Source organism: Ralstonia sp. VS2407 (assembly GCF_052950655.1).
The window spans coordinates 244,247-267,893 of the sequence record NZ_JBRFVG010000007.1; the positions used below are offsets into that span (position 1 = coordinate 244,247).

Below are 23,647 nucleotides of genomic sequence, written 5' to 3' on the forward strand. Positions count from 1 at the left end.
GGCCGGCGGGCGCATCGCCGACGATAATCGAGGGGTCTTTCACCATCGACACCGCCATGCCGCGCACGCCCAAAGCAGACGACCTGTATCCCGCCGTGGCCCCTTCGGGGCACTTCAATCCGCATCTGGCGGACGTGGAGTATGGCGCGCTCGATGGGTTGGTCGGCTATGCCGTGCGGCGGGCGCAGCTACACATCTACGAAGATTTCGTGCGCTCGCTGCACGCGTGGAACATCACGCCGCCGCGCTTTTCGGCGATGACGGTGATCGCGCATAACCCGAACCTCAAGCTGACCGAACTGGCCAATATCCTGGGCGTGGCGCGCTCCGGGGCGGTGCTGCTGGTCGATACGCTGGAAGACATGGGCATGGTCGAGCGCCAGCCCGCGCCCAAGGACAAGCGCGCCTTCCGGCTCGTGCTGACCGCCAAGGGCGCGACCACCCTCGACGACATCACCCGGGCCGTCACCGCACACGACGCCCGCGTAACGGCGCATCTTTCCAAGGATGAACGGCACACGCTGCTGGCGCTCCTCAACAAGCTGGCCTCGGGGCCGGATTCCGCTTCCTGATCTGCAGCCGGTGCGTGCAAATGACAAGCGGCCCGAAAGTGGGCCGCTTTGCTTTGGTGCGAGGTGCGAGGTGCGAGCGCTTCAGCGCTTGTTGGCGTCGATGGCCTTCTGCCAGAGGTCTTTGTCCGGCGGATACAGCGAGTCGAAATACTCGCGCAGCGCGCAGATTTCCTGGACGATTTCGAACGGAAATCCCTGGCGGCCGCCTCGATCGTCAATCTGCAGGCTGTTCAGGTAGCGCCGGCAGCCGATGAAATCGGCCCACTTGGCGGCGATTGTGTTGATGATGCGCGGAAACTTTCGGCCGAGTTCGATCGGCCGCACCTCGTCGGGCAGGGACGCGAGCCACCGGATGGCGTCGCGGTTGAGCGCGAAGTCATCGGCGTTCTGCTGCTTGCGTTGGGAGGTGGGATCTTGAGTCATGTCGGATGCGCATCCTTGAAGTCTAGTGTACCCCTCCCGCGCCGGGCTGCCAGCCCGACAGGCGAGGGTCTTGACGCATCACCTGTTTGATTCGACCGCCGCCACAGCCAGTGTCCCGCCGTTTGCTTGCCAAGGCTGCGGTATGCCGCGCGCCGCCGAATCCACATTTGCCTCAAGTTTTGCTCAGGCTTGCCGATAAGCCAAGCGCGGTTTGGCGCGCTGATGGACCAGAGCATCCACCAGCGTAAAGCGCCTAGACTGCGAAACACGAGCCAGTGTCGGCTGGCACGCCGCTCCCCTAATTCAATCAAAAAACCGGACTTCGAGCCGAGGTAGGCAGGGTATGAAGCGAATCGATGCGAGCCAATTGCGGGTCGGCATGTTTGTAATGAAGCTGGGTGGGTCCTGGCTCAAGCATCCGTTCTGGCGTGCGCAATTCCAGTTGTCGCACCAGGGCCAGATTGACGACATCCGCCGCGCGGGTATCACCGAGATCTGGATCGACCCCGAGCGCGGCGAAGACGTCATGGTAGAGACGCTGATGCCCGTGCCGGCGCCGGCGCCCGCGCCCGAGCCGCTCACGCGAGAGACCCTGGCCGCGCGGCCACCGATCACGCCAACGTCGCTCAAGGAAGAGTGGAAGCACGCCCAGCAGCTGATGCAAAACGGCAAGGCGACGCTGGGGCACATGTTTTCCGAAGCCCGGATGGGGCGCGCACTGGAAACCGAAAAGGCGCTGCTGCTGGTGGACGACGTGTCGAACTCCCTGGCACGCAATTCCTACGCGCTGATTGCCCTCGCGCGCCTGAAGAACAAGGACGACTACACCTACCTGCATTCGTTTGCCGTTTGCGCACTGATGGTGGCGCTGGCCAAGACGCTGGGCTTGCCTGAAGACGAGATCCGTGAATGCGGACTGGGCGGGCTGGTGCACGACATCGGCAAATCGGCCATGCCGCGCACGCTGCTCGACAAGAGCACGGCGCTGACCAAGGACGAACTGGCGCTGCTGCAGACCCACGCCGTGGGCGGCCATCACCTGCTGCAGGGCACCGGCCAGTTCAGCGAGATTGCGCGCGAGATCTGCCTGCACCATCACGAGCGCATCGACGGCAGCGGCTATCCTGACGCCCAGAAGGCCGAGGGCATCAGCCTGTGGGCCAAGATGGGCGCCATCTGCGATGTGTACGACACGCTTACGTCAAGCAGCCCGTACCACCATGCATGGTCGCCGGCGCAGGCATTGAAATACATGATGGCGCGCACCGATACGCAGTTCGATCGCACCGTGTTCCAGGCCTTCACGCGCAGCGTAGGCATCTACCCGGTGGGCACGCTGGTGAAGCTGCGCACCAACCGGTTGGGCGTGGTGGTCCACCAGAACGAGGCGTCTGCGCTCAAGCCGGATGTGGTGGTGTTCTATTCGGGTAACACCAAGACGCGCGTGCGCCCCGAGCGCATCAGCCTGGGCAAGTCCGACGACTCCATCGTCACCGTGGAAGATGCCACCACGTGGGGTTTGTCGGACGAGGAAGTCTCCGACATGTGCCTGGTCTGAGCCGCGGGCGGCCAGGGTCAGACGTTCTCCACGGGTGGCTCATTCTGCTCGGCAGGATTCGGGCGGGTATCGCGTGGCACCAGCGGGTCGCCAGGCTTGCGCTTGGCGGGCTCGGGCTGGGCTTTCGGATTGGCGGGCTGCGTCGAATCGGTTTCTGAACGATCTGGCTGGGTGGGCATCGCGGTCTCCTGATTTGCGGATGCCTCTCTTCCAGCATGTCGCGCGCCTGGCAAGTCCCCACGTTTCATGTGTATTTTTCTTAACACGGACTTCAACAAACTTCATGGCACACCCCTCTAAAGTGGGGTACGTTTGAGTCGTTGGTTTTTACATTGCTGAACAATCGCCACACATTTAGAGCGACGTCGGCAATCCGCAAACAAACGATTCAGTCTTCCGGGGGGTGACATGAACGTTTCCAATCTGCTGCATGCGGCGTCGAACTGGGTCGTCCAGTCGCGCGCTTTCAATGTCACGCAATCGGTGGCGCACCACCGCACGCCCAGCGATGCGTTGGCGCACTGGAAACTCGATATCTGGCACAAGAGCGTGCCGTTCCTGTTCGAGGGCGGCCTTGCCGAGCCCGCGCACCAACTGTTTCCCAAGCATCTGGCGCATGCCGAATGGGTGGACGAGCTGCACCACCATCTGAGCCAGCTCGTGGGCGTGCGCCGGGAGCATTGCAAGATCGACATTCGGGCGGTGACGGGGCTTGCGCAGTCGCCGTGCTCGGTGCATTCGTTTCCGAGCATGCTGGTGTTTGCGCATCAGCATTGCCGCCGCATTCCGCACAGCACCGATGCCGACTTTGCCGCCAACCGGCGCCACGTATTCCGCTACGCAGATCAGGCCAACGTGTTTCGCGCCTACGACTTTGCCGGCGGCGAGCTGTTCTACATGAATGAGTGGGGCGCGCACCATTTCGCTGCGCTGGCACTGCAGGCTCGCACGCAGAACCGTGAGCTGCTGGTCGATGCCGAGGTGCGCCACGCGCGTTCTGCGCTGGGGTTGCGTCGGCTGCTTGACGGCTTCTACGTGATCGGCGCGCGGCGGCAAGGGCAGCAGCGCTACGGCACGCGTTTGTCGGAAGCGCTGGCCAGCCACCAGGTGCCGCATCGCTGGATGCATGGCCGCCGCGAGGCCGAAGGCTTTGAGCTGTGCTTCCTGCCCAAGTCGGATCGCTTTGCCAATTGCGTGGGCGAACAGCTCGTGCGCGACGGCTGGTTCGACTACGGCGCCTGGCTGGCCAGCCTGCACGATGCCACCGAGGTAGGCGCCCCGGCGCAGCGTGCCGAGGCCGCTCGCAAGACGCGCCCGAACTGGAAGCGCGTGCAGGTGCCGAGCCTGGGCGTGCCGACGGGTCTCATGCCGGGCTTCGCGCACACGCGTTTGTAATACTGGGGCGCTACGCTCGCGGACTGTTCTGCCCCTCCACCTGACGGATTGCTGAATCAGGCGGCTGGTGTCAGAATTCGCAACTTAGTTGCATTGAGGCGCGCGATGTCGAGTGACATCGTGCGCCTGCATCTGCGCCCAACCTTGCGTTCCTTCCGCTCCTCCTTCCTCCACCTGCGTTGGCTGGCTTGCCTGCTGGCGGTGTTCCTGCTGTTTGGTCAGCAGGGCGCGCTGCGGCATGCGCTCTCGCATTGGAGTGAACTGAGCGAAGGGACTGCTCTCCAGTTCAACGCTGCCGCCACGGCCAAGCCGGCCGGCGCCGAGCGCAACCAGCCCGCGCAGGAGCACGCCGCGTGCTTGCAGTGCGCAGCCTATGCTGCGCTGGCGGCTGCCTTGCCGATGCTGGTGGCGCTGCGCCTGGCGCATACGCGGCGCTGGCACTTTCCGCGCATCGGCTTTCATGCGGGCGCGCCGGTCTTTCCGGTGGCCGTCTGCTCGCGGGATCCTCCATTCCGCCTTTGATTCCTGCCTTGCCCCTCGGCCCGCGCGTTGTGTTGACGCATGCGCCGGCCGCTGCTTAACGCATCCGCTCGATTCAAAGGTCTTTCATGATTCCGTTCCAGCCCCGCAAGCTGGTGATGGCGCTTGCCGCCGTCCTGCCGTCCGTCGCCTCGGTTTCCGCACTGGCTCAGCAAGCGACGCCGCCGGCGTCCACGTCCGCTACGCCCGCCACGACGGCACCTGCTGCACAGCCGAAACCGGCCGCCACCAATGTGCGCGACCTCAGCGAAACCCGCGTCACCGCCAAGCGCCTGGACGCCGCACGCAATGCGCTGTCGCCGGATACCGGCAGCTCCGTCTACAAGTTCGACACCGATGACATTGCCCGCCTGCCGCTGGGCGATGCCACGCCGCTCAACCAGGTGCTGCTGCAGGCGCCGGGCGTGGTGCAGGATTCCTACGGGCAACTGCACGTGCGCGGAGACCACTCCAATCTGCAGTACCGCATCAATGGCGTGATCGTCCCCGAGCCGATCAGTGGTTTCGGGCAGATGCTCGACACGCGCTTCGCCAACCAGATCAATGTGCTGACCGGCGCGCTGCCTGCACAGTACGGCTACCGCACTGCCGGCATTGTCGACATCACCACCAAAGGTGCGTCCACCGACGAGGATGGAGAGCCGAAGGCATTTGGCGGCGAGATCGGCACGGTGCTGGGCAGCAATGCCACGCACGAGGTCAATGCGCAGATCCAGGGCACCAAAGACCGCTTCAGCTACTACCTCTCAGGCGTGTTTGCCGAGAACAACCTCGGCATTGAAAACCCCACGGGCAACCGCAACGCCACGCACGATCACACCACGCAAAACAAGTCGTTCGGCATGCTGTCGTATCTGCTTGATAACGACAGCCGCGTGAGCTTCATGTTCGGCACGTCGAACGGCCGTTTCCAGATTCCGACGCGCCCGGGCCTGACGCCGCAATTCACGCTCGATGGCGCGGTGCCGCCGGCGTCGGAAGCGCTCAACGCCAATCAGCGTGAGAAGACCGACTTCCAGATCCTGACGTATCAGCAGAAAGTGTCGCCCAAGCTGGACTACCAGGTGTCGGTGTTCCGCCGTGCAAGCCGCATCGATTACATGCCCGATCCGATCGGTGATCTCGTCTACAACGGCGTGGCCGCCGACATCACGCGCCGCAACGAGGCCTACGGCGTGCAGGGTGACGCGAGCTACAAGCTCACCGACAAGCACACGCTGCGTGCCGGCGTATTCGTGCAGCGCGAGCGCTACGTGGCCGACAACACCGCCAGCGTGTTTGCCGCCGACAGCACCGGTGCGCAGACCAGCACCACGCCATTCACCATCGTCGACAACCACAGCGGCAGCGGCACCACCATGGGCGTCTACCTGCAAGACGAGTGGAAGCCCACCGACAAGCTCACCGTCAACTACGGCGCACGCTACGACCGCGTCAACACCATCGTCAGCGAGCAGCAACTGAGCCCGCGCCTGGGCCTGACGTATGACCTGACGCCGCGCACCCGCGTGCATGCCGGTTACGCGCGCTACTTCACGCCGCCGCCCACGGAGAAGTTCGATACCACGTCGGTGCAGGCCTTTGCCGGCACGACCAACGCGTTGCCATCGGACGCCAACACGGCCGTCAAGTCGGAGCGTTCGAACTACTTTGATCTGGGAGTTTCGCACCAGCTCACGCCGCATCTGACGCTGGGTCTGGATGCGTATTACCGCGACGTGCGCCATCTGCAGGATGAAGGTCAGTTCGGCAACGCGCTGCTGTACTCGGCATTCAACTACGAGCGCGGCCGGATCTACGGGCTGGAAGGCAGCGCGAACTATCGCAACGGCAACTTCGGGGCGTATCTGAATCTGGCCGTGTCGCGCGCGCAGGGCAAGGGCATCGAGACCGGCCAGTTCAACTTCGGTGCCGACGAGCTGGCCTATATCAACAGCCATTGGGTCAACCTCGATCACGACCAGCGCCTGACCGCGTCGGCAGGCGTGTCGTATCGGTATTCCGGCACGACGTATACGAGCGACGTGCTGTTCGGTACGGGTTTGCGCAATGGCTTTGCCAATACCGAGCACCTGCCGGCCTACTGGCAGATGAACCTGGGCGCTGCCCGCGATTTCAACCTACCGACGCTGGGCAAGTTCAAGACGCGCCTGACCGTGCTGAACATCTTCGACCGCAGCTATCAACTGCGCGACGGCACGGGCATCGGCGTGGGTGCGCCGCAGTTTGCGCCGCGCCGTACGTTCCTGCTGTCGGTCAGCAAGCCGTTCTAAGCAAATCGGGCCAGCACATGTGGCTGGCCCGATGCTGTATCGATTACTTCGTCATCACATCGGCGGGATCATCCCGTCCTTGCCGACCAGTACGCGCTGCGCGACCAGCGTGCCTTGCGCATCGGCGCGCACGAACATGACAACGTGCGCGCCGGCTTTCAGGTCATCGCGCCGACCCGGCTCGAAGGTGACGATCGGCACTTGCGGCGGCACCACGATGCGCTGCTCCCCATCCTTGTATTTGACCGACAGCGTGCGGCCTTGGGCCCCGGTAACGGCGCCCGCCTGTTCGACCGTGCCGTTGGTCATGCTGCTGTTCGGGCCCATGTCGTAGGGGCGATGGCCGTCCCCGGTGCCACGCATGGCTTCCGGAAACACGTGGACTTCAAGCGCACGCAACGTGCCGTCGGGCTCTTTGACCGCCGCCGTACCGATATAGCTGCCGGCGCGAATGGCCGACGGCTCGATCGGCGCAACCTGCGTGACGTTGATGTCCACCGGCAGTGTCACGGTGGCCTTGTTGCCGGAGGCGTCGGTCACATCGACAGCGGTGCTGTGCACGGCGTTGATGGTGGCGCGTACTCGGGTGGGCGCAGCGGTACTTTGCGCGGAGGCGGCCCACGGGAAGAGTGCTGTCACGACGGTGACAACTGCAGCGGTACGGGCTGAGAGACGTAGTCGGTTCATTTGGCAGTGGCGTGAAGTTGGCTCAAGGGGAGCGGGGTGGGCCAGCGCAACTCGCATGTGCTGCGGGGCGGCCCGCCAGTCTAGACCGGACCGCGCCCACGTGCAGGCACGGTCCCCGTTCCGTCCGATACGGCTCAGCCACGATGCTGGCCAGGCACGCGCTTGCCTTTGTACGTCGGGCGGCTTCGGCGCATGTTGTCGGACCAATCTGTTCCGCCCTCGGTGGGCGAGTGCACCGGCACATCCCGGCTGCCCGGCTGCGGGTCGATCGGCGCTTCGTCCAGGTCGACGGCGTCCGGTGCATCGGCATCGTCGTTTTCACCGGCCAAGCCAGTGGCGTGCTCGAAGTTCTCGTCGTCGATCGGTGTGTCGACGTCGGGGTGATGGATGTCGTGTATGGCGTCGGGCATCAGGTCGCCGCCTTCGCGTATGACGGGCTCATGCCCGGCGGCGCGGCGCTCGCCGGTGCCGGTGGAGTCTGTGTCGCTGTCGAGGTTGACGTCCCCCAGGTCCGCGCCGGCCGTGCGGTTGGCTGCATTGCCGTGCGGGTGCACGGCGGGATCCTCGTCAAAGCGATCTTCAACGTCGCTGCCCAGGCCCGGGCCGCCTACCACGTCGCTGCCCGAGTCCGAACTGTCGGAGGGGCCGAGTGCGTCGGTTCCGTGACCTTTGCCGGTCTGTGCAGGTGCTTCGCCGGTGCGATACAGGTTGCTGGTTGCCATGTGGTTTCTCCATGCGTGCTTGTGCGCCAATGCGCGACACAGTGAGCGCAGCAAGGTGGATACCTGGGGCAGGGGCGCTGCACGCGTACATCTCGCACTGTTACGGCGGCACGCGGGTTGCGACGCGGTTGGGTACGGGCGAGCCGTCCGTGAACCGAACCAGGAGGCTGACGATGAAGCAACACGCACAGCAACCGCACAAACCCGCTGCCCACGCGGCGGAAAATGCGGGGGAACGCAAGAGCGAGAGCAAGAAGGGCGAGCGCGGCGATCAGGCACAGCAAGGACGGGGTGCCGCCAAGGACCGCGCTGATTCCGACCGCGCCGAGCGCACTTCTATGCAGCACGGCACAGACCCATCGGCAAAACGTCCGATGCAGGCGCCCGCCGAGGATGGCCGTGCCGCCGCGCAAGAAGGGCAATTGCCGCAGAATCAGCAACGTCTGGGGCAGCACCAGAACAGTCGGAAGCAGCCATGAGCGCCACCAAGAAGCCTCATGGCGATGACAAAGCCAAGGCGCCTTCGGGTGACGCCGCCAGGCCCGTCGTGCCGGCCATCCCAAGTGAAAGCGGCGTAGGCGAAGAAGATCCGGGCGACTTCGAGAACGCGTCGATCCATTCGGACGACGGGAAACGCCCCGGCGCCTCGCCGGCCAAGCCAGACGGGCGGCGGTAACAGCTCACCTCGTCATTTCAGCCGCGCGACGTCCTGCGCGGCTGAACTACGTTAGCCAACCAACGCCACATTGCAGACCAGGCCGGGCGCTGTGTGCGGGCGGTAGCGGCGACGATGCGCACGTGCGCGCCGATGCGGCTGTCGGCATGCAGGTGCCACCACCCGGACGTTTCCACAACGTGCGCGTGGCCGGCGCCGAGCGTGTACCGCGCTGCTGCAATCGAGCGTGATGGTGGCTCCAGGTGCAAGCAGCCTTCCAATGCCACAAGCACGGTTCCAGCGGGTAGCCAGCGCAGGCCGGCTTCTCCGGGGCAAAGCGCCAGCCATTCGGGTTCGGAAGCGGGTGCCGTTGCAGTCATGTCGATCTCCTGAACATGGCTCAAGCGTAGGGACGCGACCCAAAGCTCAACAGACACAGAAACCGGCAATGTGCGGGGCAACAGGCGTGCCCCTGTGACAATCTGTTGCGGTACAGTTTGACGTTGTCTGTATCTGTTGCGGTGGCGGCCGTGCCGGCATGATGTGTCGGATCCCTCTCCTTGCCGCCTGTCGCCGTCCGCTCGCCGCCCCTCGCCGCCATGTCCGTCACCGAGTTGACTTCCCCGCCCGCGCAGCCGCTGTACCGGACACTTGCCGATCATTACCTTGGTGCGATCCGCAGCGGGGTGTTGGCGCCGGGCGAGCGCATGCCGTCGGTGCGCATGCTGATGCGCACGCACGCGGTGAGTCTGTCGACCGCGCTGCAGGTGTGCCGGCATCTGGAGACGGAAGGCTGGCTGGAAGCGCGCGAGCGCTCCGGCTACTTCGTGCGCCAGCCGCGCCGCGCCTTGCTGGCCCCCGTCAAGGAACCCGAAGTTTCGACGCCGGATCCCGCCGCCTACGTGGGTGTGCATGCGCGCGTGTCGGCCATCGTGGCGCGCGGGCAGCAGGCTGCTGTGCACGTCGACCTCTCCGGCGCAAGTGGAGCGGCTGCGCTGTACCCGGCGGCAGCGCTCAACCGGATTGCGTCCCAGGTGCTGCGGCGGTATCCGTTGCTGCTGACGCAGGCCGTCATCCCGAACGGTCATCCCGAATTACAGACCGCCGTGGCGCGCCGGGCGCTCGACATGGGCGTGCAGGTCGCGCCGGACGACGTGATCGTCACCCACGGCTGTATCGAGGCGGTGAACCTGGCATTGCGCGCGGTGGCCCAGCCGGGCGATACGGTGGCCGTGGAATCACCGACTTACTACGGGCTGCTGCAGGTGCTGGAAAGCCTGGGCATGCGCGCGGTGGAAATTCCTACCAGCCCACGCACCGGCATGTCGCTTGAAGCGCTCGAGATGGCCGTGCAGGCCTACGGCAACATCCGCGCCGTGGTGGTGGTGCCCAACTTGCAGAACCCGCTCGGCAGCATCATGCCGGACGCGGCCAAGCGCCGGATGGCCGCCTTTTGCGACGCCAACCGCATCGCGCTCATTGAAGACGATACCTACAGCGCGCTAGGCGACAGCCCCACGCCGCTGAAGGCCCTCAAGGCGTGGGACCGCACGGGCAGCGTCATCTACTGCGCGTCGTTGAGCAAGGTGCTGGCACCCGGGCTGCGCCTGGGCTGGATGGCGGCCGGCCGCTGGCAGGGGCGCGTGCAGATGCTGAAGTTTGCGCAGTCGCGGCCGAACGATTCGTGGTCGCAGGTGCTGGCGGGGCGCTTTATCGCCTCGGGTGCGTACGACCGTCACCTGCGCACGCTGCGCCAGACGTTGCGTGAGCAGCGCGAGCGCATGGCCGAGTCGATTGCGGGATGCTTTCCCGCCGGCACGCGGTTGTCGGTCCCGTCAGGCGGATTGGCGATGTGGGTGGAGTTGCCCGCGAACGTGTCGTCGATGGAACTGTTCGATGCGGCGCTGGCACAGGGAATCCGCATTGCGCCGGGGACGATGTTCTCGAACCTGAACCGCTTCGATCATTTTTTCCGCATCTGCTTCGGGCTGGCGCCTTCGGCCAACCTTGAAGCTGCGCTTGCCACGCTCGGCCGGCTCACGCAGGAACTGGCCGAGCGCTGACGTATCGCCTTACCGGCACCACGCCGGCACAGCGGAAGGTGTTTCCAGACTCTGCACACTCTGCGCAATCTGTTGCGACCACTGCTGCACGAGCCGTTGCGTGGATGACACCACCGCGTCTACGCCCGCATTCGCATCCGCACCTGCAGGTTGCCCATTCACGGGCAGCGCAAGCGTCGTCTGGCAGGTCAGGGCGGCGGTGCTCGCGCCTTGGGTGGCCGCATCGCGTGATACGCGCCAGGTCACCAGCGCCGTCACGCCTTGTCCGGGCCGCGCGTCATAGCTGCGCATTTCAGCGCCGATGCGGTAGAGGGGCACGCCCGCCGGTGCAGCAGCGCCTCCCACGTCCACCGCAGACAGCGTTGTCGCCAGGTCCGCAGACAGCGCATCGCGCAGTTCCGAACCGAACGGCGCGGCCCAGCGCTGCTGCTCAAGCGCCACCACTTCGCTGTCGGACGTACGCAGCACGATCTGCGGCTTGTCCAGCCGATCGGGCACTCGCACGCCCGAGAGGCGGAAGGCGCGCTGGAAACGGCCGGTGTCCGAGGCTTCGGGGCGCACCGACAGCGTATGCAACGTCGGCTCGGGCGAAGCGCACGCGCCAACCAGCAACGCCACGGCGGCGGCGCTGGCCAGGCGAAGGGAAGAAGACAGCATCGTCGTTTGCATCGGCATCATTGCGCGTCCTTTGCCTTGCCGCGGATCAGCGCTTCCGGGTGGCGGTCCAGATAGTCGGTCAGCACGCGCACGGACGCGGCGGCCTTGGCCACCTGTTCCAGCGTGTCGCGCGCATTGCGTTGCAGCGGGGCATCGTCGGAGAAGACCTGACGCGCAGAATCGAGCGTGCGGCGCGCCTCGGCCAGCGTTTCCTTCATCTGCGGGGCGAGATCGCTGTTGACGGTCTTGGCCAGTTGCTCGGTTTGCTTGAGCGTGGCGTCGAGCGTCGTCAGCGTGCGGTGCACGTCCTGCCCGATCTGCTCGAACGGCACTTTGTTGAGCTTTTTAGCGATGCCGGCAATCTGTTCTTCGATGTCGTCGGTCGGGTTGTCGGCGGTCGGGAACACATAGGCGCCGTCGCGCTCACGCATGCCGAAACGCGGCGGGGTCTTGTCGCGATCGGCCGCGTCGATGAAGTCGAGGTTCACGAACTGCTGGCCCGTCAGCAGGCTCGCGCTCTTCAACTGCGCGCGCATGCCGTTCTTCACCAGCACGTCGAACTGCGTGCGGACGTCTTCGGCGGCGTGCTGCGGATTGTCGTCGCGGATGTCCATGCCGAAGCGCGTGGGATACAGCGTGGCCGTCACGGGCAGCACGAACTCGTGGCGCTTTTTGCTGTAGTGGATGCCGATCGACTTGATCTCGCCCACGTTGATGCCCTTGAATTCCACCGGCGCACCCACGTTGAGCCCGCGCAGCGAGCGGTGGAAGTACATCACCACGGTCTGCGACAGGTGTTCGGGGTCCTTCAGTGCCATGGTCTCGTTGCGCACGAGCGGGAACTCGGCGTCGGAGGCAGCGGGCGCGTGATCGGCTTCTTCAGGCGTCTGGAAAGCGATGCCGCCCAGCGCCACGGTCAGCAGCGATTGCGTATCGACCTTCAGGCCGCTGGCGTCGAGCTTGAGGTCGATGCCGCTGGCGTTCCAGAACCGCGTGCCGCGTGCCACAAACTTGTCGAACGGCGCGTTGACGAAGATGTGCAACGTCACGCCCTTGCCGTCGGTGTCGATGTCATAGGCCGTGACCTGGCCCACGCGCACGCGGCGGAAATACACCGGCGCGCCGATATCGAGCGAGCCCAGGTCGGGCGCATGCAGCGTGAACTGTTTGCCGGGCGCATCCGCGGAAATGGCCGGCGGCGTGTCGAGGCCCTTGAAGGTGGATTTCTTCTCCTGCGAGCGGCCGCCGTCCACGCCGATGTACGCGCCGGAGAGCAGTGTGCCGAGGCCGGAAATGCTGCCGGCCGCCACGCGCGGGCGCACCACCCAGAAGCGTGTGTCCGATGCGGCAAACGCCTTGCCATCATGCGTCAGTTCGATCAGTACCACGGCGCCAGACCGGTCCTCCGTGAGGCCCACCGCCTTGACCACGCCGATATCGACGCTTTTGTATTTCACGCGGGTCTTGCCGGCTTCGATGCCCTCTGCCGAGCTGAAGGTGACGGTCACCTGCGCGCCGCGCGCCAGGATCACGCGCGCCATGAGCGTGGCGCCCACCAACAGCGCCACGATCGGCACCAGCCAGATCAGCGAGGGCAGCCAGCGCTTGCGCTTCGTGCGGCGCGGCGCGGGGATGTTTTCGTTATCGACGGGGTCGGTCATACATCGGTCTCTTCAGGATCGGGCTCGTCGATGACGTCCCAGATCAGGCGGGGATCAAAACAGCGGGCGGCGAACATGGTCAGCACCACCACGGCGGCAAACGGGCCGACACCAGGGCCGGGCTTGATGATGGCCAGCGTCGACAGATGTACGAGTCCCGCCAGCAGTGTCACCACAAACACATCGAGCATCGACCACCGGCCGATGATCTCGACCAGCGCATACAGGCGCGTGCGCAGTCGCGGGTTCCAGCGCCAGCGCTGCTGCACCGACAGGCAAAGCACCGCCAGGATCCCGAGCTTGGCCAGCGGCACCAGGAAGCTTGCAATGAACACGATGATGGCCAGGTGCCACGAACCCGACGTCCATAGATAGACGATCCCGCTCATGATGGTGTCCTGCTGCGTGCCGAGCAGGGTGTCGGTAATCATCACGGGCAGCAGGTTGGCGGGCAGGTACATGGCGGCCGCCGCAATCAGCAGCGCCCAGCATCGCGCCAGGCTGTCGGGCTTGCGCACGTGCAGGGGCGACATGCAGCGCGGGCAGACCGGCGCCGCGGCGGTCTCGTCAGGTGCGTCTTCGTGGGTAAGCACCGCTTGCGTGGCGGCCTCCGATTCGGGCATGCGCGCCAGCAGGCCGCAGTGCTCGCATGTCGCCAGGCCATGTGCGGCGGCGCGCAGCGGGCGGGCTTGTTGCGCCGGCTGTGCGGAGGCAGACGTCGTGGCGCTGCTCATGGGCGGTCCTCGCCGGGGCGGGCCGCGGCATCCGCGCCGGTGGGCGCGTCGACGTGTGAGCCCGGCGGCAGCGTGAGGCCGATCTCGCGCCAGAACGGTCGCAGGTCGATCGACAACGCCACCGTCAGGAACACGGTGAGCGCGGCAAACGCCCACAAGCCCGCATCGGCTTCCAGCGACACCATGCGCGCGACTTTGATGAGCGCCACCACCACGCCCAGCATGAATATCTCGACCATCGCCCACGGGCGGATCAGCGCTGCCGCGCGCAGCACCAGCGCTGCGGCCGGATGCTGGCGCCCACGCCATCGTGCAATGAGCAGTGGGGCAAGCACCGACATGTACATCAGCGGGAAGAACACCGTGGTGAGCGCCACCAGCACGGCGGCGAACAGCATGTCGTAGTCGTACAGCGCCACGATGGCGCCCCACAGCGTGGTGGCGTGCCGGTTGCCGCCACCGTTCATCTCGGCAATCGGAAAGATGTTGGCGACGATGTAGACGATCAGGCCCGTCAACACCAGCGGCAGCAGTACCGAGAGCCGCTCGCTCTGGTTGCGGTACAGCTTGACGCCGCAGCGTGTGCAATGTGCCTCTTCATCCAGCGCAATGACCTCGTGGCGATGCAGGGTGTCGCAGTGCTCGCACGCGATCCAGGCATCGGGATCGCCGGGCAGCGGCTGTGCGACCGGGGCGGCCTTGGCGTTGGGGGCGTCGCCCGCTGCGCGCCAGGACTGCGGCAGCGGGAAGGGGAATTTCACGTTAACAGCTCCATCGTCGGGCTGAAGGCGCGGTGGCGGCGTTGCAGATGCAAGCACTGGAGCACGGACAGCCGGGCAGGCGATTATACATACACGATTGAATGTATAGCTGAGTGCGGACCTCCGCATTTTGACGCACGGTCACAAGCAAATATCCCGCCAATCCGCACGATCGACATGACATGGCGTGACGGCGGAACGGGCCTTGCTCCCGTGGAAGGGGCACGTTCTCAACCTCAAAGGAGCAATTCATGACGTATCTCCGTGCCTCTTCTTTAATCGTCGCACTGGCGCTGGCGGGCGGTACCGCCGCAGCGTATGCCCAGACGGGGGCAACCCAATCCAATAGCACGGCTGGCGGCAGCAGCATGTCTCCAGCGGGTGGCACCGGCACCGGCGCAACTGCGACGGGCACGGGGGGTGCCGCCGCCGACAGCAATTCCGCCAACAGCGGCCGGGACGCCACCCGCAACCGCAACGCCACCGGTAAGCAAGGGCACTCCGGCAATATGCGCTCGCGCTCGAGCGGCGGTTACGGCGGGAGTGCCAATGATGCGACCGGCAGCGCGACCGGTGGCGGCTCGGGTGGAATGGGCGTAGGAGCCCCAGGTAACGGCGGGTCGATGGGCGCGCCCGGCGGCGGTAGTGGCGGTGGGGCTGCTGGCCCGGGCGGCGGCAGTGGCGGTGCGGGTACCGGAGGCGCCGGCGGAGCGGCGGGCGGCAGTGCCGGTGGTGGCAGCCGCTAGCCCAGCCGCGCGCTTACCTGCGGCTAGCGCAGTTGTGCTGCGTGATGCAGCAGGTGGTCTTCGATGAAGCTCTCGATGAAGTAGTAGCCGTGGTCGTATCCCGGGTGGCGGCGCAGTCGCAGCGGTTGCCCGGCTGCAGCACACGCCGCGGCAAAGTCATCGGGGTACAACTGCTCGGCGAGAAATTTGTCGGCCTCGCCTTGATCGATCAGGATGCCGCCGGGGAACGGGCACGATGCCTGCCGCATCAACTGCGTGGCGTCGTGGGCTGCCCAGGCGGCGCGATCGTCCCCGAGATATCCGGTGAACGCCTTGATGCCCCACGGGCACACGGACGGATGCGCGATGGGCGCAAACGCAGAGACGGAAGCGAAGCGCTCCCGGTGGCGCAAGGCCAGCGTCAACGCGCCATGGCCGCCCATCGAATGCCCAAAGATGCCGATGCGTCCCGGTGCCACCGGAAAGGCCACGCGCGCGATGTGGTGCAGCTCGTCGGCAATGTAGCTTTCCATGCGGTAGTGCTGGCGCCACGGTGCCTGCGTGGCGTCGAGGTAGAAGCCGGCGGCGATGCCGAAATCCCAGCTATCGGTTTCGCCGGGGATGTTTGCATCGCGCGGGCTGGTGTCAGGCGCGATGAGGATGAGGCCTTCACGTGCCGCCACGCGCTGCGCGCCGGCCTTGATGGCGAACGTCTCCTCCGTACACGTCAGGCCTGCCAGATAGAAGAGTGCCGGGCAGCGCGTGCCTGCCAGGGTCTGCGGGGGCAGGTAGACCGAGAAGCGCATCGGCAGCCCGATTGCCGTCGAGGCATGCCGATAGAAGCGCTGCACGCCGCCAAAGCAGGCGTGCTCCGAAAGGAGTTCAAGTTCCGGTACCGGGATCGTCATCGCGTGGCTCCATCCTCAAGGTTCAATACAGCACGACCGAACGGATCGACTCGCCGCGCTTCATCAGCTCGAAGCCTTCGTTGATGCGCTCCAGCGGCAGCCTGTGCGTGATGAGGTCGTCGATGTTGAGCTTGCCTTCCATGTACCAGTCGACGATCTTCGGCACGTCGGTGCGGCCACGTGCGCCGCCGAAGGCCGAGCCTTTCCATTCGCGGCCGGTGACGAGCTGGAACGGGCGCGTGCTGATCTCCGCGCCGGCCTCGGCCACGCCGATGATGATCGACTGGCCCCAGCCCTTGTGGCAGCACTCCAGCGCCTGACGCATGACCTTCGTGTTGCCGATGCACTCGAACGAGTAATCCGCGCCGCCATCAGTCAGCTGAATGATGTGGTCGACCACGTTCTCCACATCGTTCGGGTTGATGAAGTGCGTCATGCCGAATTTGCGTGCCATCGCCTCGCGCGCGGGGTTCAGGTCCACGCCGATGATCTTGTCGGCGCCGACCATCTTCGCGCCCTGGATCACGTTCAGCCCGATGCCGCCCAGGCCGAACACCACCACGTTGGCGCCGGGTTCCACCTTGGCTGTGTACACCACCGCGCCCACGCCCGTGGTCACGCCGCAGCCGATGTAGCAGACCTTGTCGAACGGGGCGTCGGGCCGGATCTTCGCCAGCGCAATTTCCGGCACGACGATGTGATTGGCAAACGTTGACGTGCCCATATAGTGGAACAGCGGCTTGCCATCAAGCGAGAAGCGCGACGTGCCGTCCGGCATCAGGCCCTTGCCCTGCGTGGCGCGAATCGCCTGGCACAGGTTGGTCTTGCGCGAGAGGCAGAACTTGCACTGGCGGCATTCCGGCGTGTAAAGCGGAATCACGTGATCGCCCGCTTTCAACGACGTCACGCCGGCGCCCACCTCCAGCACGACACCCGCGCCTTCATGGCCGAGGATCGCCGGGAAGATGCCTTCCGGGTCAGCGCCCGAGAGCGTGTAGTAATCGGTATGGCAGATGCCCGTCGCCTTGATCTCGACCAGCACCTCGCCGGCACGCGGTCCTTGCAAGTCCACCTCTTCGACAGTGAGCGGAGCACCGGCTTTCCAGGCGATAGCGGCTTTGGTTTTCATGCGCATTCCTTTTTTTGAAGTGGGGCCTGCCCGACGTGGGCAGCGTAGGGAGGGCGATTGTAGAACGTTGCCTGCTCCGGCAACGTGATAGCAGAGTCATGTCACGCAGATCAGACTTCAGATTTCCTTATGACGGCCGTTTCTTGTGCGACGGCATGGCCGACAGGGTCGTGTGCCGCATGCCTTACATGGTGGAATCCCTGCCATGGGCCTCGTAGTAGGAAACCATACCGTGCTTGCATCCATCCGTACCCGCATTTTGCTGACTTGTGTTGCCATCGTGGTCGGCGCATTGACCTTCGCTGGCGGCCTCAACTATCTCGTCACGCGTTCGTACAACGACGAGTCCATCCGCCAGAACCTGCAGTCCGTCGCACGCGGCCACATCGCCGGTATCGACGACTGGGTAGCGTCCAAGACGCAGATGATGGTGTCGCTGCAGGACGTGGCAGTGTCTGCTGATCCGATTCCGGTTTTCAAGGCCGTGCATAAGGCCGGCGGCTTCATCAACGTCTATGTCGGCTACCCCGACAAGTCGTACAAGTTCTCCAACCCTGAAGGCATTCCGCCCACGTATGACCCGACCGCGCGCCCCTGGTACAAGCAGGCGGTGGAGGCCGGCAAGCCCGTGGTGACGCCGCCGTACGTGAGCGCCAGCACTGGCCAACTCGTCGTGACTTTCGCGGTGCCTATCCTGGAAGGCAGCACGCTCAAGGGCGTGATTGGCGGTGACGTGGCGATGGACAGCGTGATCGCCAACGTCAAGGCCATTCACCCGACACCGGCCAGCTTCGGCTTCCTGGTCAATGCGGCCGGCAAGATCGTCGCGCACCCGAATGACAAGCTCACGCTCAAGCCGGCAACCGATCTGTCGGCAGGGCTGAACGAAGCCACGCTGGCATCGCTGGCGCAGGCGGAGAAGCCCGTGGAAGTCACGGTGGATGGCGCGTCCAAGCTGCTCTACCGCCAGGGCGTGAAGGGCACCGACTGGGGCCTGGTGGTGGCGCTGGACAAATCGGATGCCACGGCCGGCATGCGCTCGCTGGTGATGACGTCGATCGGCGCGCTGGTGGGTGTGGCCATTGTTGCCGCCCTCATCGTCGGTGCGATGACGGCACGTGCGTTCCGCCGCCTGTCGATGATCCGCGATGCCATGGACGACATCGGCTCGGGCAGCGGTGACCTTACCAAGCGTCTGCCGTCCGATGGCGAAGACGAAGTCGCGCAGATCGCCCGCTCGTTCAATACGTTTGCCGACAAGCTCACGGCGGTGATGCAGCAGATCCGCCTGGGCAGCGATTCGGTGCGCTCGGCCGCGCAAGAAATTGCTGCCGGCAACGCAGATCTCTCGCAGCGCACGGAAGAGCAGGCCAGCTCGCTGGAAGAAACCGCATCGAGCATGGAAGAACTGACGAGCATCGTGAAGCAGAACGCCGATAACGCGCGTCAAGCCAGCCAGCTTGCCGTGACGGCGTCGGACGTTGCCACGCGCGGCGGCAACGTGGTCGGCCAGGTTGTTCAGACCATGGGCGGCATCAACGAGAGCAGCAAGAAGATCGCCGACATCATCGGCGTGATCGAAAGCATTGCGTTCCAGACCAACATCCTGGCACTGAATGCCGCGGTGGAAGCCGCACGTGCCGGCGAGCAGGGCCGCGGCTTTGCCGTGGTGGCCAGCGAAGTGCGCAGCCTGGCACAGCGCTCGGCCGGCGCTGCGAAGGAAATCAAAGCGCTGATCCACGACTCGGTGGATCGTGTGAGCAACGGCACGGCGCTGGTTGATCAGGCCGGGGTGACGATGGCGGAGATCGTCGATGCGGTGAAGCGCGTGACCGACATCATGGGCGAGATTTCGTCAGCGTCGGAAGAGCAGAGCAGCGGCATCGAGCAGGTCAATCAGGCCGTCAACCAGATGGACCAGGTGACGCAGCAGAACGCGGCTCTGGTCGAGCAGGCCGCGGCCGCTGCGGAATCGCTGGAGGAACAGGCCCACAACCTCAACGAGGCCGTGGGGCAGTTCCGCCTGTCGCACTGAACCGGGCTCAGGCCTGGGGAGCGGCTGCGCCGGCGGCCGCTTTGGCCTGGTCCTGTTCTTCCGCCAGAGCGAGGTCTGCTGCCCGGGCTCGCTTGACCCCAGGCCGTGCCAGGACGCGGTCGATATACGCGCGCACCACGGGCGTTTCGGGCATCAGCTTGAACATCGTGATCCAGTCCAGTGCGGCGCCCCAGAGCACGTCTGCCGCCGTGAAGCGCTCGCCGAGGAAGTAGGGCCCTTTGGCCAACTGGGCGTTGATCGCGGCAATGACCGTATCGAAGTCGCCATAGGGTGAGGTCGAATACGCGGCAGGCGGGCGGCCCATTGAATGGTCGACGACAGCGGGCTCGAAGCACGAACCGTAGAACGCCATCCAGCGCAGATATGCGCCGCGCAGCGGGTCGCCCACCGCGGGCGACAGCCCGGCTTCCGGATACAGCTCTGCCGCATAGAGATACACCGCCACCTGCTCGGTGACGACCACATCGCCGTGACGCAGCGTCGGCACCTTGCCTAGTGGGTTCATCGCGAGAAACTCCGGCGTCTTGTGCTGGCCCGTGGTCAGGTCGAAGGCGTGTACCTCGTAGTCGGCACCGAGTTCTTCGAGCAGCATGCGCGTGCCCCGCGAGCGGCTGCGCGGCGAGTGGTAAAGGATCAGGTGGCGGTCTTGGGGCATCGTCGGCTCCGTATGCGATGGAAACGGGTGAGGAAAGACTGTCACTGTAGGCGCGGGGCATGCCTGCGTCTTGGAAAAATCCGCTGCGGCGGTGCATCATCGCGGCATTGTCTTCGCCCCCCGCCGCTTCCATGACCGATCTACGTGACGTTGCCGCCAAGCCAAAGGGTGTGGTCGATCCGCTGGCATTTCGCCAGCGCTTCCGCCTGAACCGTTACGAGCCGAGTGCTGCGTTGGCCGGGGTGCTCGAGCACCACTGGATTGTCGAATGGGACTTGCGCGGCCAGCCGCCCTATACGCAGCGCACGCTGCCGTATCCGTGCGTCAACCTGGTGTTCGACCGTCGGCAGACCGCTGTCTTTGGCGTGGTGTCGGGCGCGTTCGAAACCACATTGGCTGAGACGGGCCGCGTGATCGGCCTGCGCTTTCGGCCAGGTGCGTTTCGCGCGTTCTTCGGCAAGCCGGTGCGTTTGCTGACCGACAAGACCGTGCCGGTTTCCGATGTGCTCGGCATTGGCGATGCGCAGGCAGAAGAGATTGTGCTTGGTGCACGGGACGACGCCGGCATGGTGTCTGCCGCCGAAAGGCTGCTGCTACGCGTGCTGCCGCCGCCCGATCCGCAGGTTGAGCGTATCCACAGCATCTTGCAGTCGCTTCATCAGGACGCACGCCTGACCCAGGTGCGCGACCTTGCCGAGCGCGCCGGCATAAGCGAACGCACGCTCCAGCAATTGTTCTCGGAGTATGTTGGCGTGACGCCCAAGTGGGTGATCCGCCGATACCGCTTGCATGAAGCGGCTGACCAGCTTGCCAACGGCGCGGACGTGGATCTGGCTGAGCTTGCGCACGGGCTCGGTTACTTTGACCAGGCCCACTTCACGCGTGACTTCCGCCGCCTTGTCGGTAAGGCGCCCGCGGAGTATCGGCGCGCCAATCAGGCCTAGCGCGCCCGGCGCATCAATCCGCCGCGAGCGCCACGTCTGGCGACGCAGGCGGGCGGTCCGTCATGACGCAGTTGCGCCCCGCCAGTTTGGCGGCATACAGCAATCGGTCTGCACGCCGCAGCAGTGGCTCCAGTTCGGGGCCATCGGCCGCAGGTGCTGCCGCTACGCCAAAGCTGGCCGTCATGCGGCAGGGCAGATCGGTGCCGGTGGGCACCGTCACCTCGGCAATGCGATGGCAGAGGTGATCGGCCACCGCGCGCGCCTGCGCGAGGTTATCTGCCCACACCATCACCGCGAATTCTTCGCCGCCGATGCGCGCCACCATGTCGGCGGACGGGCCCTCGGCGCGGCACAGGCTTGCAACGGTGCGCAGCGCTTCGTCGCCCACGGCATGGCCGTACGTATCGTTGATGCGCTTGAAGTGGTCGATGTCGAACATGATGAGCGCAATGAGCCGCGCTTCCGGCTGCGGCGATTTGCACATCGCGCTGGCACGGTCTTCAAAGGCGCGGCGGTTGAGCAGATGCGTGAGCGGGTCGGTCTCGGCCATGCGCGCAAGTTCCCGCATCAGGTGCGCGCGCTCCAGTTCCAGCCGGCGGCGCTCGATGCTGTTGATGCGCAGCACGCGGATCGCCTCGAACATCGCGCGGATCTCGCGTCGCGCGAAGCCGGTCGGGATGTGCACGCTCAAGTTGCCGCGCGCAATCCCGTCGATCAGCCGCGTGGCATTGACAAACGGCCCCACCACATTGCGGCGGAACGAAATCGTCATCCATGCCAGGGCGCCCAGCACCGACACCACGGCGGCCGCCGAGCCGATAAGCACCAGCAGCATCGCGCGCCGATGTTCGCGGATGTCGTCAACCGCCAGGCCCAGCACGATGTCGCGGAAATCCGTGATGGCGCGCATGGTGGGCACGTAGCGCTCGGCAAATGCGGCAGGGGTGATATCGACGCCGCCGGGCTGGCTGGCCTTCTCACGCACGGTGGCCACGTAGCGCAGCCCGTCGCCGAAGTATTGCGCGCCGAGCGTGGTGACGGCGTGCTGGTTCAATGCCGCCTGCGCGCCCACGCGGGTCTCGATCATGCTGCGCAGCTGGTCAATGCGGCCTTGCGTGCGTTCGATGGCAAGCTGCTCTTCAAATGTGAGCATGCGGTGCATGGCCAGCGCACCGGTAAAGCGCGAACCGAGCTGGCCCGCGTATTCACGCAAATCGGCCGACAGCCGCGCCAGCGTCAGGCAATTGAGCACGTCAGGATCGCCGCGCGTGATGTTGGCCGTGCGTGCGTTGACGATGGGCAGGAATTCCGGGATCACCGCGATCATGCGGTTCACGCCGTCGGCCAGGTCGCTGCTGCTGCGCGAGCGCAAGGGCAGGGCGGTCAGCCGGTCGATGTTGGCGCGGGCCGCGGCCAAGTGCGTTTGGGCGCGGCCTGCTGCCTTGATGTCGGCTTCGCAGCCTGGGCAATGTTCCGGACCCAACGCGTCGAGTAACTCGGCGATGTGTTTGTCGCTGGCGGCGCGCATGTGTTGCAGGGCCGCGATGCGCTCGGCCGGTACCGGCAAGTCTTCGCCCAGCACGCCGTTGGTCGGGCCGCGTTCGGCTGAAACCTTCTCCATGGCCAGCAGTGTCATGCGCAGCGCCTGGACGCTGCGGGCTGCATTGTCGGCGCGGCCGTACGCCAGCCACGCGTAGCCCAGCAGCCAGCACGATAACGACAACACGGGAACGAGGACGATGGCGACGCTGGCGCCAAAGCGCCTGTCCATCGACGTTTCAGAAGACATGAACGGAGTGGTTGAGCGTCTTGGCGGGCGGTTGGGCAGAGCCGGGAGGCTGTTGCGAACGGGTGGCACAGGTGCCCGCGCTCATTGCCGCGCGCAGTGCACATCTCTGGCTAACGGCAGCATCGGGGGCTTCTTTACGCTGCCATTCAACCCGCGCCGCGGGAGCGGACTGCAAACAAATGCAAAAGGATTCTTACGAGATGTTCAGGCCAGAGCGCAGAAAAAGGAGCTGGGCGGTCAGGCCGTAACGCTGGCAAGGCACGAGATGAGTGCAAGCTGAGAACGCCGCGTATCTCGTGCCTTGGGGGGAGGATCGATGGATTCGGGCGGGCCGATTACTTGACTGCCACCTCCGAGTGCACGACTTCCGGCGCCTTGGCGAAGAACGGCCCTACCAGCTTGCGCCATTCCTGGAAGTCGTCGGACTCGCGAAAATCGACCATATGGTCTTCCACGGTGTTCCAGCGCACGAGCAGCACGTAGCTGGTGTCGCGCTCGACGATGTGGTGCAACTCGGCGCCGTGGCAGCCCTTGGCGCGGGCAAATAGCGGCAGGGCTTGCTGGACGGCGGCTTCAAACTCGCGCTGCTTGCCGGCGAGAATTTCGATGTGGGCCATTTCGAATACCACGTTGTGCTCCGTTCGGTTGGATGGGTGAGGAGACTATAGCTGGCAATGCCCGTTGCCATAGCCCGGCCGGCTTCGGGGTTGTTCAACCGTGGGCGCCAGCCTTCGGCGGGC

At 65.3% G+C, this 23,647-nt stretch carries 25 protein-coding genes; 11 read left to right on the forward strand and 14 right to left on the reverse strand.

What is annotated here, in order from left to right; translation table 11 throughout:
- Nucleotides 1-56: 56 nt before the first annotated feature.
- Nucleotides 57-572: a MarR family winged helix-turn-helix transcriptional regulator gene (locus ACU8YE_RS14325; RefSeq protein WP_260802986.1), complete on the forward strand. Its 516-nt coding sequence runs from the start codon at nucleotides 57-59 to the stop codon at nucleotides 570-572.
- A gap of 81 nt (nucleotides 573-653) precedes the next feature.
- On the opposite strand, the gene ACU8YE_RS14330 is transcribed toward ACU8YE_RS14325, so the two are convergent.
- Nucleotides 654-995 (reverse strand): hypothetical protein, encoded by a 342-nt coding sequence (locus ACU8YE_RS14330; protein WP_147216428.1) that lies wholly within the window; start codon nucleotides 993-995, stop codon nucleotides 654-656.
- Nucleotides 996-1,338: 343 nt separating this feature from the next.
- Between ACU8YE_RS14330 and ACU8YE_RS14335 the strand changes: the two genes are divergently transcribed.
- Nucleotides 1,339-2,553: an HD-GYP domain-containing protein gene (locus tag ACU8YE_RS14335; RefSeq protein WP_232042085.1), complete on the forward strand. Its 1,215-nt coding sequence runs from the start codon at nucleotides 1,339-1,341 to the stop codon at nucleotides 2,551-2,553.
- A 17-nt stretch (nucleotides 2,554-2,570) separates the two neighbouring features.
- Here ACU8YE_RS14335 and ACU8YE_RS14340 read toward each other — a convergent pair whose 3' ends face one another.
- Nucleotides 2,571-2,732, reverse strand: coding sequence for a hypothetical protein (locus ACU8YE_RS14340; protein WP_260802985.1), 162 nt, complete (start codon nucleotides 2,730-2,732; stop codon nucleotides 2,571-2,573).
- A gap of 229 nt (nucleotides 2,733-2,961) precedes the next feature.
- On the opposite strand from ACU8YE_RS14340, the gene ACU8YE_RS14345 reads away from it, so the two are divergent.
- From ACU8YE_RS14345 to ACU8YE_RS14355, 3 genes are all read left to right on the forward strand, one after another.
- Entirely contained in the window at nucleotides 2,962-3,948 is a 987-nt protein-coding gene (locus tag ACU8YE_RS14345) for a DUF6685 family protein (RefSeq protein ID WP_232042087.1), read from the forward strand.
- Nucleotides 3,949-4,053: 105 nt separating this feature from the next.
- Nucleotides 4,054-4,470, forward strand: a complete 417-nt coding sequence (locus ACU8YE_RS14350) for a hypothetical protein (RefSeq protein WP_446928986.1) — start codon at nucleotides 4,054-4,056, stop codon at nucleotides 4,468-4,470.
- 86 nt (nucleotides 4,471-4,556) lie between these two features.
- Complete coding sequence (locus tag ACU8YE_RS14355; RefSeq protein WP_446928987.1) at nucleotides 4,557-6,761, forward strand: TonB-dependent receptor; 2,205 nt, start codon at nucleotides 4,557-4,559, stop codon at nucleotides 6,759-6,761.
- Between the two features lie 54 nt (nucleotides 6,762-6,815).
- Here ACU8YE_RS14355 and ACU8YE_RS14360 read toward each other — a convergent pair whose 3' ends face one another.
- Together ACU8YE_RS14360 and ACU8YE_RS14365 are read right to left on the reverse strand one after the other, a co-directional pair.
- A complete protein-coding gene (locus tag ACU8YE_RS14360) occupies nucleotides 6,816-7,448 on the reverse strand; it encodes a hypothetical protein (RefSeq protein ID WP_260802983.1) in 633 nt (210 codons plus the stop codon).
- 134 nt (nucleotides 7,449-7,582) lie between these two features.
- Nucleotides 7,583-8,170, reverse strand: a complete 588-nt coding sequence (locus tag ACU8YE_RS14365) for a hypothetical protein (protein ID WP_260802982.1) — start codon at nucleotides 8,168-8,170, stop codon at nucleotides 7,583-7,585.
- Nucleotides 8,171-8,343: 173 nt separating this feature from the next.
- On the opposite strand from ACU8YE_RS14365, the gene ACU8YE_RS14370 reads away from it, so the two are divergent.
- Both ACU8YE_RS14370 and ACU8YE_RS14375 read left to right on the forward strand, forming a co-directional pair.
- On the forward strand, nucleotides 8,344-8,649 hold the full coding sequence (locus ACU8YE_RS14370; protein WP_232042092.1) for a hypothetical protein: 306 nt from the start codon (nucleotides 8,344-8,346) through the stop codon (nucleotides 8,647-8,649).
- Entirely contained in the window at nucleotides 8,646-8,846 is a 201-nt protein-coding gene (locus ACU8YE_RS14375; RefSeq protein WP_232042093.1) for a hypothetical protein, read from the forward strand. Before ACU8YE_RS14370 ends, ACU8YE_RS14375 begins: the two co-directional genes overlap by 4 nt.
- 17 nt (nucleotides 8,847-8,863) lie before the next feature.
- Here ACU8YE_RS14375 and ACU8YE_RS14380 read toward each other — a convergent pair whose 3' ends face one another.
- Complete coding sequence (locus tag ACU8YE_RS14380) at nucleotides 8,864-9,205, reverse strand: hypothetical protein (protein WP_322017673.1); 342 nt, start codon at nucleotides 9,203-9,205, stop codon at nucleotides 8,864-8,866.
- Between the two features lie 219 nt (nucleotides 9,206-9,424).
- Here ACU8YE_RS14380 and ACU8YE_RS14385 point away from each other — a divergent pair, with 219 nt between their 5' ends.
- Nucleotides 9,425-10,888, forward strand: a complete 1,464-nt coding sequence (locus ACU8YE_RS14385; RefSeq protein ID WP_446928998.1) for an aminotransferase-like domain-containing protein — start codon at nucleotides 9,425-9,427, stop codon at nucleotides 10,886-10,888.
- A 9-nt stretch (nucleotides 10,889-10,897) separates the two neighbouring features.
- Here the strand turns inward: ACU8YE_RS14385 and ACU8YE_RS14390 are convergent, their stop codons facing one another.
- Genes ACU8YE_RS14390 through ACU8YE_RS14405 form a run of 4 tightly spaced genes read right to left on the reverse strand, consistent with a single transcriptional unit; the run spans nucleotide 10,898 to nucleotide 14,758 of the window.
- Nucleotides 10,898-11,566, reverse strand: coding sequence for a PqiC family protein (locus ACU8YE_RS14390; RefSeq protein ID WP_446928988.1), 669 nt, complete (start codon nucleotides 11,564-11,566; stop codon nucleotides 10,898-10,900).
- On the reverse strand, nucleotides 11,563-13,206 hold the full coding sequence (locus ACU8YE_RS14395) for a PqiB family protein (RefSeq protein WP_414560239.1): 1,644 nt from the start codon (nucleotides 13,204-13,206) through the stop codon (nucleotides 11,563-11,565). Before ACU8YE_RS14395 ends, ACU8YE_RS14390 begins: the two co-directional genes overlap by 4 nt.
- Nucleotides 13,203-13,940, reverse strand: a complete 738-nt coding sequence (locus ACU8YE_RS14400) for a paraquat-inducible protein A (protein ID WP_322017671.1) — start codon at nucleotides 13,938-13,940, stop codon at nucleotides 13,203-13,205. Before ACU8YE_RS14400 ends, ACU8YE_RS14395 begins: the two co-directional genes overlap by 4 nt.
- Nucleotides 13,937-14,758: a paraquat-inducible protein A gene (locus ACU8YE_RS14405; protein WP_394372361.1), complete on the reverse strand. Its 822-nt coding sequence runs from the start codon at nucleotides 14,756-14,758 to the stop codon at nucleotides 13,937-13,939. The genes ACU8YE_RS14400 and ACU8YE_RS14405 overlap by 4 nt, the downstream gene beginning before the upstream one ends.
- A 194-nt stretch (nucleotides 14,759-14,952) precedes the next feature.
- Between ACU8YE_RS14405 and ACU8YE_RS14410 the strand changes: the two genes are divergently transcribed.
- The gene (locus ACU8YE_RS14410) at nucleotides 14,953-15,447 is read left to right on the forward strand and encodes a hypothetical protein (protein WP_316868410.1); all 495 of its coding nucleotides are present in this window, start codon (nucleotides 14,953-14,955) and stop codon (nucleotides 15,445-15,447) included.
- Between the two features lie 23 nt (nucleotides 15,448-15,470).
- Here ACU8YE_RS14410 and fghA read toward each other — a convergent pair whose 3' ends face one another.
- Together fghA and ACU8YE_RS14420 are read right to left on the reverse strand one after the other, a co-directional pair.
- Nucleotides 15,471-16,334 carry an S-formylglutathione hydrolase gene (gene fghA, locus ACU8YE_RS14415; protein WP_414560241.1) on the reverse strand — a complete coding sequence of 288 codons (864 nt, stop codon included), beginning with the start codon at nucleotides 16,332-16,334 and terminating at the stop codon, nucleotides 15,471-15,473.
- Between the two features lie 22 nt (nucleotides 16,335-16,356).
- Nucleotides 16,357-17,463: an S-(hydroxymethyl)glutathione dehydrogenase/class III alcohol dehydrogenase gene (locus ACU8YE_RS14420; protein ID WP_024976502.1), complete on the reverse strand. Its 1,107-nt coding sequence runs from the start codon at nucleotides 17,461-17,463 to the stop codon at nucleotides 16,357-16,359.
- A gap of 232 nt (nucleotides 17,464-17,695) precedes the next feature.
- On the opposite strand from ACU8YE_RS14420, the gene ACU8YE_RS14425 reads away from it, so the two are divergent.
- Nucleotides 17,696-19,498, forward strand: coding sequence for a methyl-accepting chemotaxis protein (locus ACU8YE_RS14425; protein ID WP_232042101.1), 1,803 nt, complete (start codon nucleotides 17,696-17,698; stop codon nucleotides 19,496-19,498).
- A 7-nt stretch (nucleotides 19,499-19,505) separates the two neighbouring features.
- Here the strand turns inward: ACU8YE_RS14425 and ACU8YE_RS14430 are convergent, their stop codons facing one another.
- On the reverse strand, nucleotides 19,506-20,174 hold the full coding sequence (locus ACU8YE_RS14430; RefSeq protein ID WP_446928989.1) for a glutathione S-transferase family protein: 669 nt from the start codon (nucleotides 20,172-20,174) through the stop codon (nucleotides 19,506-19,508).
- Nucleotides 20,175-20,305: 131 nt separating this feature from the next.
- Between ACU8YE_RS14430 and ACU8YE_RS14435 the strand changes: the two genes are divergently transcribed.
- Nucleotides 20,306-21,118 carry a DUF6597 domain-containing transcriptional factor gene (locus ACU8YE_RS14435; RefSeq protein ID WP_446928990.1) on the forward strand — a complete coding sequence of 271 codons (813 nt, stop codon included), beginning with the start codon at nucleotides 20,306-20,308 and terminating at the stop codon, nucleotides 21,116-21,118.
- A 13-nt stretch (nucleotides 21,119-21,131) separates the two neighbouring features.
- On the opposite strand, the gene ACU8YE_RS14440 is transcribed toward ACU8YE_RS14435, so the two are convergent.
- Together ACU8YE_RS14440 and ACU8YE_RS14445 are read right to left on the reverse strand one after the other, a co-directional pair.
- On the reverse strand, nucleotides 21,132-22,889 hold the full coding sequence (locus ACU8YE_RS14440) for a GGDEF domain-containing protein (protein ID WP_446928999.1): 1,758 nt from the start codon (nucleotides 22,887-22,889) through the stop codon (nucleotides 21,132-21,134).
- 353 nt (nucleotides 22,890-23,242) lie between these two features.
- Nucleotides 23,243-23,524, reverse strand: coding sequence for an antibiotic biosynthesis monooxygenase family protein (locus ACU8YE_RS14445; protein WP_004629803.1), 282 nt, complete (start codon nucleotides 23,522-23,524; stop codon nucleotides 23,243-23,245).
- Between the last annotated feature and the right edge of the window lie 123 nt (nucleotides 23,525-23,647).